The 13,017-nt window shown below is 55.4% G+C and carries 10 protein-coding genes; 6 read left to right on the top strand and 4 right to left on the bottom strand.

Annotated features, from left to right (window positions below; all coding sequences use genetic code 11):
* The first annotated feature begins 264 nt into the window (after positions 1-264).
* The 3 genes from MHH28_RS00505 to MHH28_RS00495 are packed head-to-tail and all read left to right on the top strand — an operon-like array spanning position 265 to position 3,316.
* Positions 265-1,029, top strand: a complete 765-nt coding sequence (locus MHH28_RS00505; RefSeq protein WP_405110310.1) for a sugar isomerase domain-containing protein — start codon at positions 265-267, stop codon at positions 1,027-1,029.
* Positions 1,026-2,837 (top strand): family 20 glycosylhydrolase, encoded by a 1,812-nt coding sequence (locus MHH28_RS00500; protein ID WP_405110307.1) that lies wholly within the window; start codon positions 1,026-1,028, stop codon positions 2,835-2,837. Before MHH28_RS00505 ends, MHH28_RS00500 begins: the two co-directional genes overlap by 4 nt.
* The gene (locus MHH28_RS00495; protein WP_405110304.1) at positions 2,837-3,316 is read left to right on the top strand and encodes a GNAT family N-acetyltransferase; all 480 of its coding nucleotides are present in this window, start codon (positions 2,837-2,839) and stop codon (positions 3,314-3,316) included. Before MHH28_RS00500 ends, MHH28_RS00495 begins: the two co-directional genes overlap by 1 nt.
* An 89-nt stretch (positions 3,317-3,405) precedes the next feature.
* Here MHH28_RS00495 and MHH28_RS00490 read toward each other — a convergent pair whose 3' ends face one another.
* Entirely contained in the window at positions 3,406-4,200 is a 795-nt protein-coding gene (locus tag MHH28_RS00490; RefSeq protein WP_405116760.1) for an SDR family NAD(P)-dependent oxidoreductase, read from the bottom strand.
* A 147-nt stretch (positions 4,201-4,347) separates the two neighbouring features.
* Entirely contained in the window at positions 4,348-5,355 is a 1,008-nt protein-coding gene (locus MHH28_RS00485) for a helix-turn-helix domain-containing protein (protein ID WP_405110301.1), read from the bottom strand.
* A gap of 135 nt (positions 5,356-5,490) precedes the next feature.
* Between MHH28_RS00485 and MHH28_RS00480 the strand changes: the two genes are divergently transcribed.
* On the top strand, positions 5,491-6,474 hold the full coding sequence (locus MHH28_RS00480) for a zinc dependent phospholipase C family protein (protein WP_405110298.1): 984 nt from the start codon (positions 5,491-5,493) through the stop codon (positions 6,472-6,474).
* A gap of 821 nt (positions 6,475-7,295) precedes the next feature.
* On the opposite strand, the gene MHH28_RS00475 is transcribed toward MHH28_RS00480, so the two are convergent.
* Positions 7,296-7,487 carry a hypothetical protein gene (locus MHH28_RS00475; RefSeq protein WP_405110296.1) on the bottom strand — a complete coding sequence of 64 codons (192 nt, stop codon included), beginning with the start codon at positions 7,485-7,487 and terminating at the stop codon, positions 7,296-7,298.
* Between the two features lie 322 nt (positions 7,488-7,809).
* On the opposite strand from MHH28_RS00475, the gene MHH28_RS00470 reads away from it, so the two are divergent.
* Positions 7,810-8,967: a glycosyltransferase family 4 protein gene (locus tag MHH28_RS00470; protein ID WP_405110293.1), complete on the top strand. Its 1,158-nt coding sequence runs from the start codon at positions 7,810-7,812 to the stop codon at positions 8,965-8,967.
* Positions 8,968-9,137: 170 nt separating this feature from the next.
* Positions 9,138-10,535, top strand: a complete 1,398-nt coding sequence (locus MHH28_RS00465; protein ID WP_405110290.1) for a transcriptional regulator — start codon at positions 9,138-9,140, stop codon at positions 10,533-10,535.
* Positions 10,536-10,993: 458 nt separating this feature from the next.
* On the opposite strand, the gene MHH28_RS00460 is transcribed toward MHH28_RS00465, so the two are convergent.
* Positions 10,994-12,886, bottom strand: a complete 1,893-nt coding sequence (locus tag MHH28_RS00460; protein WP_405110287.1) for a UbiD family decarboxylase — start codon at positions 12,884-12,886, stop codon at positions 10,994-10,996.
* Positions 12,887-13,017: the final 131 nt, after the last annotated feature.

Here is a 13,017-nt window from a genome sequence, read left to right as displayed (position 1 = left end):
GCGTTTTCCAGGGAATAGGGTCTCTCAGGTCCGTTAGAAGCAAACTCGACCAGCCGATGCAGTTTCGTTTTACGGAACCTCCGGGATCTGATTCTATTCACAGAATTATATCTGATGCTGCTCTATGACACCCTGCCGGCCAAATCAGTCAAAAACGGTGCCGAATTGCGCAAAATAGTTGATTTACCCGGTTAGTCTGCTTTGTTATCTTCTAGGCAGGCACACATGGGCTTATGCTTACCAAACTTTTAGGAGGAATTCCACATGAACCTGAAGTCAGATATTATGTCCGCTTATATGGATACTATTGTCGAGCTGCTGAACGAGATACGGAGTGAGCCGCAGGAGAAGCTGCTGGAGGTGGCGGAGCTGCTTGCAGGGCATATTGCACAGGACAGGCTGGTCTACCTCTACGGGCCGGGGGGACACTCCAACATGAATGCCACCGAGGTCTTCTTCCGTGCCGGCGGTCTGATGCATATCAGCGCCATATTAGATGAAGGCACGATGATCTCGAATGGTGCGCTGCGCTCCATGGCGGTTGAACGTACCCCCGGCTACGGAACCCTGGTCATTGAAGACAACCGGCTGGGACAAGGCGATATTCTGATCATCGCCAATGCTTACGGGATTAACACGGCCTGTGTCGATGCCGCTCTGGAAGCACGGCGCCGGGGAGTCACAACAATTGCCGTTACTTCGGTCGGCCATGCTGACGCTACACCCACGAATCATATTGCCCGCCACCCTTCGGGACAGAATCTGTATGCCCTCTGTGACTATGTCCTGGACAGCAAGGTGAAGCCCGGAGATGCTGCGCTGCATATTGACGGTATTGAACCGAAGATGGGTTCGACCTCAACCTTCGCTAATGCTTTTCTGCTCAATTCCCTGATGATGACCACCGCCGCCTGCCTCGGGGCCAAAGGGATCGAGGTGCCGGTCTGGCGCAGCGGCAACGCCCCGGGCGGGGACGAGTGGAATAACCGCTTCATTGAGCGCTTCAAGGGCCGGGTACGCTGGCTATGAACCTTCAGCTGATTCCATCCCCTCAGGTGGTGCAGCGCCGCAGTGCGGAGCCCGTCAGGGGAATTCGCGGCTGGGCGGTGCAGTTATGGAGCCCCGGGGAGGATGTCCGGCTAGTGGTGGCGGCTGAACGGATATTCGCCGGGGTAACAGCGCATGCTGCTCAGGGCGGCAGCGGTGTATTCGCCCTGGTCTCGGAGGGGACGCCGCTCAACCCGCTGCTGGCCCGGCGGGTCGAGGGCAAGTATGACAGCTACGTGCTGATTACAGACACGGACCGGATTGAGCTGTATGCGCTCAGCGCTTCGGGTTTGTTCTACGGGCTGAAGACGCTGGAACAACTGCTGGAGAGCGGCGGCGGTACCGTGCCAGCGGTGACGATTGCCGACTGGGCGGAGCTGAAGCTGCGCAGCGATTATCTCGATCTGCGCACGGTCTATCCGACCTATGAGCATATCCTGGAGTATATCGCAGAGCTGGCCGATTATAAGATCAATACGCTGGTCATTGAATATGAAGACAAACTGCCCTTCCGTAAGCTGGGCTTCTTGCGCCATCCTGAGCTTGCCTTCACAGAGGAAGAACACCGGCGCCTGCTCCAGGTCGCACATGACCACTTCGTCACCGTGATTCCGAAGCAGCAGTCCTTCGGGCATCTGGAATATATTCTGAAGCATCCCGCTTATATCGGTCTGCGGGAGGTCCCGGAGACGGTCTCGGAGCTGTGCCCGCACCGCGCAGGCTCCTTCGAGATGATGGCCGGCATTCTGGAAGAGGTGGCTGCCCTTCATCCGCACAGCAGCTATCTTCACCTGGGCTGCGATGAGGTCTGGACCCTCGGCACCTGTGAAGACTGCAGGCGGGCCGGGCTTACCCCCGAGGCTTCGTTCATCCGCTTCGTCAATCAGCTGGCGGAGAAGACGGTCAGCCTTGGCAAGCAGCCGATGATCTGGCATGATATGATCATGCATGCTACGGCAGAGGAGATTGCGGTGCTTGACAAGCGTGTGATCGTGGTCGTCTGGATATATGGCGGGCACCGGATGAAGGCTGATGCCCGTCATATCCTTCACAAGCTGCGGGATGCGGGCATCCAGACCCTTGGAGCTTCCTCTGTCCGCTGCTGGGATGATAACGGCGACCAGAATTATCCGGTCATCCATAACCGGGTCAAGAATGTGCTGGACTGGATTGAGCTCGCCCGTTCCGAGCAGCTGGAGGGCATTATTCATACGAACTGGGGATGTCCGTTCTCGCTAGGGAGCCCTTACGGATTGTTCGAGACCTCGCGTTATCCGGCTTTCTACGCTGCTGAGCTGAGCTGGAATGCCGGAGCGGAGTCCGGGACCTTCCTGACACGCTTCCTGCACCAGTTCCATGGCCTGTCCACAGCCCGGCTGAGCGGAGAGGAGTGGGCGGATTATGCGGTAACCGACTATTATGCCCTGCTCCCGCAGCTCCTGCCGGAGGTGAAGAAGAACCGCTTGACCGCCGAGCTGATCGACGCCATGATCCAGTATGAGCTTCCGGCTCAGCGCCGCTCTCCGCTGCATACCTTCCTCTTCCGGGGGGCGATGTCGCCGGGCAGCGAGGAAGTGATGACCTTCCTCCGGGACAAATACCGGAGCGGCTACAGCGATCTCCGGCGGGCCAAGCTAAGAATGCAGAGCGTGCTTGCCGGGCTGCTTGTGCCGCAGATGGCGGAGCTGTTCATCCGCTCCCGGTTCTACCGGCCGGAACTATTCGAAGCAGATCTGCATGCGATGATTACCGATCTTGAGATCCTAGAACAGAAAGCGGGGGATAGCTGATGCCTGATATGCTTGTGAAGCTGTATGACCTGCCGGACAACGGGGCGCTGCTGGAGCGTCTGCGGGGACAAGGCATTGCCATCAAACGGGCGATGACCGGAGATAAGCAGGCCATTGTGGATTTTGTCGGCCGCCATTTCACGGATAGCTGGCGGAATGAATGCGAGGTAGCTTTCGCCCATCTGCCCGTCCACTGCTATATTGCTGTGAAGCAAGGCGAGGTAATCGGCTTCGCCTGCCATGATGTCGTAGTGAAGAACTTCTTCGGTCCGACCGGGGTGCTGAAGGATTACCGGGGGCTGGGCATCGGGAAGGCCCTGCTGCTCGAATGCCTGTCCGCGATGCACCAGCGCGGTTATGGCTACGCCGTCATCGGCTGGGTCGAGGACGCACTGCCCTTCTATGAGAAGACCATAGGGGCGATAGCGATCCCTGATTCTTTTCCCGGGGTATTCCGTGACATGATCAAACTCGGCTGAATCCGGCCTTGAGACAGCAAAACAGCGGCATCCCGGGGCTTAACCGTCCCTGGAATGCCGCTGTTTTGGCTTGAGCATGTACACCCCGCTCAATATATAGTCGGCACCATCCCTCCATCCATGCGGATGGGAGAACCCTTAAAGGCCGCCGCATAAGGACTGCATATAAAGGCAGCCAGCCTGCCGATTTCCACCGGCTTGATGAAACGCTGTAATTCGGATTGCGGCAGATTTGCCGCCATGAATTTCTGTTCTTTTTCTGCAAAAGTTAAATTATCGTCCGGATACATCCCTTCAATGATGTGATATACCTTCTCAGAGAGTGTAGGTCCGGGCATGATGGTATTCACAGTAACTTCTGTTCCTGCGGTCCGTTTAGAGATACTTTTGGACAAGGACAGCAGCATGGATTTGGTCATCGCATATTGGGGCATTTGTCCTGAGGGCATAACAGCCTCTTCGCTGGCAATGAAGATCACGCGGCCATAATTCTTGTCGAGCATTCCAGGTATATATAATTTCGTTAATCCGTTTGCAGCAAGCACATTCGTCCGGAAATACTTCTCCCAGATGTCATCGTCCACCTCCTCATATTGCATGAGTTCATAAATGCCCATACTGTTGACCAGAATATCCACACTGGGGAATTGTGCGAATAAGGCTTGTCTCTGTTCAGGATCGGCAATATCGGCTGCGGCATTCTGAGGGTTGGTGGCCGGATAATTCAGCTTCAATTCACTGACAGTCTGATCCGCCTCTTCCCTGCTCCGTCCATTGACCAGTACGTTGACGCCTTCCTTGGCAAGCTCTATGGCGATGGCTTTTCCTATCCCTTTCGTTGATCCTGTAACTAATGCTGTTGTGTTGTGTAGTCCCATCTCCATCATGCACTTCTCCTTATTCATACCTTCTTGTGTTGCGGATAGTGATTATATTATCTCGTTGGGATCGTTCAGTAACTAGCCTCTTGCGCCAAGCTTCTTGCCGGACGCGCCAAAAGATACCGTCCAGCACATGCGCCATTCAGATGCTTAGATCTTCAGGTGTTCCGCGCGCCACTGTGAGGGTGTATCCCCTTCCCAATGACGGAAGGCACGGAAGAAAGAGTTCTGATCCTCATAGCCGATCAGAAACGCCACTTCTTTAAGGTCAAGCGAAGGATCTGCCAAGTACTCCCGTGCCTGCTCCTGTCTGACCTCAGCCAGAAGCTGCTTGAAGGTCGAATTCTCGCCAGTCAGCCGGCGCTGCAAGGTCCGCTCGCTCATAGCAAGCTCCTTTGCAACCGTCTGAAGATCGGGGCATCCACCCGCGAGACCGTGTGCAATGATCAGTTTGACTCTCCCGGATACAGAGAAGCTGCCAAGCTGTTCATCAAGTGAGCGGTCCAGTGCAGGAGCAAGGATCTCCAGCAGTTCTTCGTTATAAGAGACAAAGGGAAGATCCAGATCGCTTTGCAGCAGTGTCAACCGGTTATACTTCCCGCCGGTTTGAATCGCACAGCCCAAATAAGCCTCCAGCACTTGTTCATCGCCCATGGAATGGACAAATTCGGCGGTCTGGGCCTTCAAGGGCTGCCCTGTCCCCTTTCTTCCAAGCTCCAAGAGAAAAGCCAGCGTGATCCCCGCCAGCACCGGCGGACCCGCTTGTCCTGTATCCCTCCATTCCAGTTCAATGGTGCACTGCCCGTTCTCTTCAGCCATACGCAGGCTTTCAGGCGGACACATCTGTTTGTACCTGACCATGCGGTGCAAGGCATCGCGGTAGTCCCGGGCGTGATAAGTCGCTAATACGGCGGGAGGATACTGTGCGGCATCAAAGGCGGTTGCCAGCCTGGTGATGCCTGACGCAAGGTCCCCGGCGAGCTCGGAATAGGCCTGCCAGATTGCGAAATATTGGGCAGTGGTAACCGAGGTTTCTGTTGTTATTGATGCAGGCAGCTGTGCCTGACGGGCTACGTCGCGGGCAGCAATCCCCAGGCGGCTTATGGCTGTCCAGAATCCCGGAGGCATTTTAACACGTTCAGAGGAACGGGACTTCATAGGTATGGCCCTCCTTTTTCCAGTTGCATATTACAAATTTCACACATATTTCTTATGTTGTTGTAACCTTCAGGGATTACAATGAATTCAGATCATCACTGCACGGTGTCCATCATACTAGTAGGAGGATCAATCATGCCCAATATCTGGATGCATATTGAATTTGGTCAGCAGCTGGCCGGAGAATTCAGCAGCCGTTTCCCGTGTCTCCATCTGCTGGAACAGCAGCAGCGTCTATATAATCTTGGCTGTCAGGGTCCGGATTTCCTGCTGTATCACAGCTTTCTCCCTTGGAGCAAGGATGCCGGGGCGTTGCATCTCGGAGACCAGATGCATACGCGAAGCTGCGGGCCTGTACTTGTTGATTTCTGGGAAGCTGCCCGGACGCTTGAAGGAACCGAAGCCGCTCAGGCGCAGCTCTACTTCCTCGGTTTCCTCACCCATCATCTGCTGGACCGTAACCTCCATCCCTATATTAACTGGAAGGCAGGTTATAAGTACCATGCTCATCAGCGGTTTGAGATTGACCTGGACACCTTGTTTATGAGCCGGCTGCGGAAGTTCAACACGTGGAAGAACCCGGCCTGGTCCCTGATTGACGCCGGCTCGCGCCTGCCCGGTCCGGTTCACCGCATCCTGCACACTACGGCTCTCAAGCATTACCCGGAAGCGATGGCCCGGCTGCCCGAGGAGATCTGGCAGACCTCTTACCGCGATATGGTGCTGGCCCAGCGGTGCCTCTATGACCCGAAGGGCTGGAAGAAGGCCATCACCTGGGGGCGGACGCGCCGGCTGTTCTCCCGCAATCTGAACGCCCGCGAGGAGCAGTTGGATTATCTGAATGAGCGGCACTCCGAATGGCGGCATCCCGCACTCTATTCCGAGGTTCGCACAGAATCGGTGTGGGAGCTGTGGGAAACGGCCCTTACGGAAGGACGGACTGTTATCGGAGCGCTTGCCGATTGGCTGGACAGCACAGACCCCGCTGCGGCAAGGCGCAAGCTGGAGCAGTTCGCACAGGTGCTGGGCAACCGCTCCTACGATACCGGCAAGGATTGCAGCATGAATCTGCAGAACCAATACGCCGAACCGATCTGGACAAGTCTCCCGGGCAGTTAACGGCGGGGGGCGAAGTATTTGGGCGGGTAAGGGATGCGAGTGCGGGGCCGGATGCGGGGGCAGGGAACCGGGCATCGGGAGCGGCCATCCTGGAACAGGAACCCGGCATCGGGAGCGGCCCCCCAGCAAAGATCTGGCCTGCTCATTTTACCTCCGAACCCTTTTCCTGTGAAGGAGACGGGTGCCTGCCGTAAACAATTGGAAAAACGTATTTTGTTTCGCCGGTTTCTCAAGAATATCGGGGAACAAGTGGATTTTGTACATTTATTCCAGTTAGTTTTCGCTACTATGGAGGAAACGGGCAAATTAAGTGTTGTTTATCCAACTGTGGTTCCAGCAGAGAGCCTTCGTTCATCAGCAAGTGTACAAAATCCCTTTACAGTAACTCCTTGCTTGTCCGAACACCCCCTCCTTCCCCCTAAGCAGCTAAAATAACCGCAAAGCCATACCTCCCTCCGGCCCTAGCTCTGATACTTGCTCAGGTACTTTGCGTGAACACAATGTATGCTGTTTTTGCCATACATTTGGTCCCTCTACCTGCTTGCGAGCACAATGTATGCTGTTTTTCACATACATTCGGTCCAGATGCCTGCTTGCGAGCGAATGTATGCTGTTTTTCACATACATTCAGCCTTCAGTCACATTCAGCATCAAAGTCATTCTGCGAATCATTCCAAGAAGTCATCTCCATACAAATTTACACTCACCTTTTCCACAGCTGCAGGAAACTATCGTATCCTATATATTTCCACAAAAACGCCCGGTTCCCCGGGCGCTCAGCATAATCTATACATTATCCTTATGTCAGATAGCATTCCAGCTTACAGCGGATCAGCATTCGGAGGAATCTCCGGCGGGGCTGGAGGAATAATCTCGGGATGCTCCGGCGGTACGATTTCGGGATGCTTCTCCGGCACAATCTCCGGCGGGATCACAACCGGCTCCGGGAGGATATCCGGCTTCACATCGGGGACAACCTTCGGCGGAACCTCTGGCGGCAGATCTTTGCTCATCTCCTTATACCTCCTTCATTCCTGATACCTCATGTATACCCGATCCGCTCCTCCTTTAACCTTGTTGTCCTGGCCCTTCCTGATCCTCCCTGGCCCTCCCTTGGTCTTCCTTAGTCTTCCCTAGTCTTCCCTGGTCCTCCCTGGTTGCCCTGGTCCTCCCGGGTCTACCCTGGTCCTCCCTACTCCTCCCTACTCCTCCCGGGTTCCCTCCGGCCCTCGCTGCAAATTACCCTCTTCATGCCAGATGTTTAACCTGCGTTTGATCTCCAAGTAATAGTTGCTTGTTAAGATCAAGACAACACGAATCCTGGGAGGGATACCGATGCGTCTGGCTCTATTCACGGACACTTTTCTTCCGCAGACCAATGGGGTTGCCCGTACGCTTGGCCGGTTAACCGGACACCTGCACCGCCGGAGAATCGATCATTTGCTGTTCACTCCAAAGTCAGCCCCCGAGAGCAGTTACCCCGATCCTGTCAGGCCCGTCGCCAGCATCCCTTTTTTCCTCTATCCCGAGTGCAGGCTTGCCCTGCCAGGCATGTCCTCCATGCAAAATGAACTTGCCGCCTTCGCCCCGGACCTGCTCCATCTCGCCACCCCGTTCAACATCGGCTTAACCGGCCTCCGCTACGCCCGCAAGCAGCAGCTTCCCCATGTCGCCTCCTATCACACCCACTTCGACCGTTACCTCGAATACTATAAAATGAGAAGAATCCTGCCGCTCTACTGGAAATACATGAAGTGGTATCACCGGTCCTGCGATGCTGTCCTGGCCCCTTCCCGCGAGACCTTGACCTGCTTGCGCATGGAGGGCTTCACCCGGCTGCGCCTGTGGTCCAGAGGCGTGGACTGTACCCTCTACTCGCCGGAGAAACGAAGCGAAGAAGTGCGGGAGCGTTACAGCAAGGGAGCAGAGCTAATGTTGCTCTATGTCGGACGGATTGCCCCGGAAAAAGATCTCCCTACCCTCCTTCAGGCCATGCCGCTCCTTCCGGAGTCCGTGCGTTCTAAGGTGCAGCTGGTGATTGTCGGCGATGGCCCGCTGCTGGCCGAGCTGAAGCCGCAGGCACCGGAGAATGTCATCTTCACCGGTGCCAGACACGGCGAAGAGCTGGCACAGCTGTACGCCTCTTCCGATCTGTTCGTCTTCCCCTCCTGCACGGAGACCTTCGGCAACGTCGTGCTTGAAGCCATGGCGTCGGGGCTTCCCGTGATTGCCGCAGATGCCGGAGGAACGCGGGAGCTGGTCGCACCCGGTGTCACCGGCATGCTGTTCAAGCCCCGCAGCCCGGAAGCCATGGCAGAGCAGATCAGCACTGCTGCCGCCGGGCACCTGCTGCGCAGTGCAATGGGCCGTGAAGGGCGGCGCCAAGCCCTTCAGCGCTCCTGGGAGCAGATTTTTGACAGACTGATTAAGGATTACGAGGAGGTCATCGAGCGCCGGAGAATCAAGAGCCGGGCGGGTATTTATACCGCCTGACCCTGCTGGCTGCACACATAGGAAGACTAAGCGTTCCGGGGATCACGGGAATGCTTTTTTTGTATTGTTCACGGTTTCTCCCTATCACTCTATTGACCATTGGAATAATGACTTATATTATACACATATACAATAATCCAAAATATGGAATTCAGTCAGGCGGTGATCCCTTGAAGCCTCTCACAACTATTCGCAGTCATCTTGAGGCTTATCTCTATTCCCAGCAGTTGTCCATTAATCAGTTCTCCATCCAGTCCGGCATTAATTCCGGCACCTTAAGCCGTATCCTCAGCGGCCAGCAGCCCATTGCCATGAATCATCTGAAATTGATCACCCGGGGCATGAGATTGCCGGAGGATCATTTCTATAGCATGTATGTCGATGAATGCTTCCTGTATTCAGCACCGACCTGGCGGCGGCTGCGTCCCTTCATCCTGAGCTCGGCAGAGCTGAGACGGCTGGACTGTATTGAGCTTGTAGTCAAAAATCTGCTGGACAACCTGATCTACGCACCGATGCTTTTTGAAGTGGCAGAGGACTTGTTCCAGGAGCAACACTGGCAGGCAGCGGCTGTGCTGTACAAGAATATAAGCGCCAGCGAGAAGTATCAGCATTCGGAGCGGCTAGCCCTCTGCCAATACCGGTTGTTCCGCATTGCCCTGGGAGACAACCAGACGCTCAACCTCCAGGCCGCCCTTCTGTTCGAATGTTATATGGACCGGCTGGAGGTGACGGATCAGCTCGATGGGCTAAAAGCTCTGATGCATGTCTATTACTCGCTGCATAAGTGGGATAAGGTAGATGCGCTGGCCCAGGAGATGCACCGTCTTGCCATGCTCAGCTACCACCATCTGCATCGTTCACAGCGCAGGGACCGCCAGGATAAATCGCCGGAGAAGCCGGTTTTCTTCTATGCGCTGTATTCGCACCTGATGCGTGCCAGTGTGTGCGAAGAATTCCGGGACTATGAATCGGCGCTGAAATACGTAGCCCTATACATGGATAAGAGCTGGATACGCGAAAAAGGGGATGACACCCGGCACATCCTGGACCAATTCCAGGAGTGGGGCACGGCCAATACCCTCCTCTACCGGATGATGGCCGGCGACCGTGGAGTGCTGCCTGATTATGTGGCTTACATTGCCCCGCATGCCAGCGAGATTTTCGTAGCCCTGTACCATATTATGATCTCAGCCAACCGCTTCGCTTGGAATGTCGACGAGGTGCTTGAACAGTTCCCTTCCTATATCCCTTACCGGACCAGTCTGAAGGACTTCGGGCAGCTCCACAACCAGCAGATTCTGGCTGACCAGTATTCTACCTTTCTCGCTGAATTAGCCTTGTATTATTTACGCCATCATCGCCAGGAAGGAATGGGGTTCCTGCTCCAAAGTCTGGAATCCGCTGCTAAAATTAAGAGTGACAGCATAATCATTAAATGTGTCAATCTGTTTGAGCAGTTCCGGCATCAGGCCACTGAGGAACAGACAGAGCAATACAGACTTCTGATTGGAGAGGTGCAGGATTCTAATGACAAGAAAATGGATTATGCTTCTAGTTTCGTGTAGCTTGGCGGTTATGGCTTTTCTTCCCCTGGAGGGTTATGAATCTGCAACAGAGGCCGCTGTACAATCCGTGGTTCAGCCTATGGGTCACGGGACGGGGGACGGCTGATCCAGGAACGGTTCCAAGGACGGCTGATCCAGCAGTGATCATACTTGCAGAAAAATCAGGGGCATCCGTGCCCCTGTTTGCTCTCCCCGAACTTCCCCTGGCCCACGCGCACGCGCACTAGTACTAGCAACTGTATTCGGTTTTCCGCCTACATCTCATACTCCTCATTTACCATTCGGCCTGCCGGGGTAATCCGTTTCCCCTCGATTCTCCTGACTCTTCTCCAATCACGAAAAAGACGCATAAAAGTCATCATAGCAAACAATGACGTTTATGCGCCTAACACCTACAGCCACCCAAAAGAAAGACAGGCGTCTACAAACCCCCTGCCTCTTCCTTCTTCGCTCTCTTGTTAGCTATCTTCTTCGCTATCTTTCTTCACTACGGAATGGCTGCTCGACCTGTTACGATCTCGCAGTCCACCTAAGCTTGCTCCAGTAGTAAATACCCGCTCAATTCTCCGCTGCACCTCGGGGTCAGGAATTAACGGCGGTGCCTGGTGCGGCTTCACCCGGGCATCGATGATCACATTATCACAGGCCCAGTGCTTATGCTCGACCATGCTATTTACCCCATGGATGTCATGGGAAGGATTACTGCGGGTGAAGGTCGCCCACAGGAAGTTGTTCAGCGTCTCCGCCATGAAGCTGCTGTCATCGCACAGAATGATCATCGGGCAGGCATCAAGCGGCCCCTGCGCTGCAATCGCAGCACTCAAGCCGGAGACTTCCTCCGCCGCCGAGGCGTAATCCCGGAACGGCTTCCCCTGCACAGCAACGATCCCCGGCATAATCATGGCCGCCGGCCCCCAGCCCTGCTCCAACCGCCGCAGCACCTCAGGCACCTCAGTACATAAGCTCCGCTTCTGCTCCCCCACTGCGGCGAAGACTACCTTGCTTCCGCTGTTGATTCCGGTGCCGGAATAATCCAGCGTATCGATCGTCGTGTTCGTCTGGAAGTGAATATCGCGGCGCAGATTGATCCGCTCCAGAATATAGGTCAGGAACCCGGGGATATCATGCGTGCTGACCGGCTGATCCTCTTCCGCCGTGATGAACAGATATTTCGCCAGACTGAGCTGTCCGGTTCCGAGAATCCGGTTGCTGATGGTCAGCAGCTCTGCAGGCTGCTTCAGCTGCTGATACGGGGTATACCGTTCGCTGCCGATCGCGAACAGCAGCGGATGCACTCCCGCAGCATCCACCGCATGCACCTCCTTCACGCCGGGAATCTCCGAGCGGATCGCCCCGCCGGTCAGCTCATGAATAAGCTCGCCGAAGGCAGTGTCCTCCTGCGGCGGACGTCCAACCACCGTGAAGGGGAAGATGGCCCCTTTTTTGGCATACACCTTGTGCACTCGCATCACCGGGAACGGGTGGGTCAGACTGTAGTATCCCAGATGATCGCCGAACGGACCTTCCGGCTTCGTCTCCCCGGGATGAATCTCTCCGGTAATCACGAAGTCGGCATCGCTGCTGATGCAGAAGCCGTCCACATAAGTGTAGCGGAAATGGCGCCCCGAGAGCAGCCCGGCAAAGGTCATTTCGCTTAAGCCCTCCGGCAGCGGCATCACCGCAGAGAGTGTATGCGCAGGGGGGCCGCCGATGAAGCAGCTTACCTTGAGCGGCTCGCCGCGCCGGTTCGCGTGGGCCTGATGAATGCCGATGCCGCGGTGAATCTGGTAATGGACGCCCACTTCCTTATTCAGCTCATATTCATTGCCGCTAAGCTGGATACGGTACATCCCCAGGTTGGAGTTCATGATGCCCGGCTTATCGGGATCCTCGGAATACACCTGCGGAAGCGTGACGAACGCCCCGCCGTCTCCCTGCCAGTGCTTAATCTGCGGAAGGTCGGAGATCCTAATCTCCTCGAACCCGGCAGGCACACCGCCGCCCTTCTTAATCGGCAGCGCTTTGCGGGCGGCAAGGCCTGTTCCGATATAGCGCAGAGGCTGCTTGAGCGCCTTCATAGGATTGCTGCGCAGGGCAATGACCGCCTGGGACGACTCCCATGTGTCACGGAAGATGAACTTGCTGCGCTCAATCGTTCCGAACAGATTCGAGACCGCGCGGTACTTCGAGCCCCGCACATTCTCGAACAGCAGTGCGGGACCGCCTGCCTCATAGACCTTCATATGTATCGCCGCCATCTCCAGATGCGGGTCCACCTCTTCATGTATGCGAATCAAATGCCCGTGCTTCTCCAGGTCAATAATACATTCTTCCATATTGCGATATGACATGCTTCTACTCCCATTCTCTAAAGAATATGAACCTCTTTATTATCAATGAGTGTGTCCGTCAGGTCAATTCCCGGAAGATTCCCCGGCCGGTTGACGGCCTGTCTTGCCTTTTTCCGTCCAGTGCCTATATT

Origin of the sequence: Paenibacillus sp. FSL K6-1217, from assembly GCF_045040735.1 — a bacterium.
In the GTDB taxonomy this organism is placed as follows: Bacteria; Bacillota; Bacilli; order Paenibacillales; family Paenibacillaceae; genus Paenibacillus_AQ.
The sequence above is the reverse complement of the archived record's forward strand: the minus strand, read 5'-3'. Positions and strand labels throughout refer to the sequence as shown.

Bases quoted from the DNA above. Each gene is read 5' to 3' on its own strand.
- MHH28_RS00505 (WP_405110310.1), top strand. From the start codon at position 265: ATGAACCTGAAGTCAGATATTATGTCCGCTTATATGGATACTATTGTC.
- MHH28_RS00500 (WP_405110307.1), top strand. From the start codon at position 1,026: ATGAACCTTCAGCTGATTCCATCCCCTCAGGTGGTGCAGCGCCGCAGT.
- MHH28_RS00495 (WP_405110304.1), top strand. From the start codon at position 2,837: ATGCCTGATATGCTTGTGAAGCTGTATGACCTGCCGGACAACGGGGCG.
- MHH28_RS00490 (WP_405116760.1), bottom strand. From the start codon at position 4,200: ATGGAGATGGGACTACACAACACAACAGCATTAGTTACAGGATCAACG.
- MHH28_RS00485 (WP_405110301.1), bottom strand. From the start codon at position 5,355: ATGAAGTCCCGTTCCTCTGAACGTGTTAAAATGCCTCCGGGATTCTGG.
- MHH28_RS00480 (WP_405110298.1), top strand. From the start codon at position 5,491: ATGCCCAATATCTGGATGCATATTGAATTTGGTCAGCAGCTGGCCGGA.
- MHH28_RS00475 (WP_405110296.1), bottom strand. From the start codon at position 7,487: ATGAGCAAAGATCTGCCGCCAGAGGTTCCGCCGAAGGTTGTCCCCGAT.
- MHH28_RS00470 (WP_405110293.1), top strand. From the start codon at position 7,810: ATGCGTCTGGCTCTATTCACGGACACTTTTCTTCCGCAGACCAATGGG.
- MHH28_RS00460 (WP_405110287.1), bottom strand. From the start codon at position 12,886: ATGTCATATCGCAATATGGAAGAATGTATTATTGACCTGGAGAAGCAC.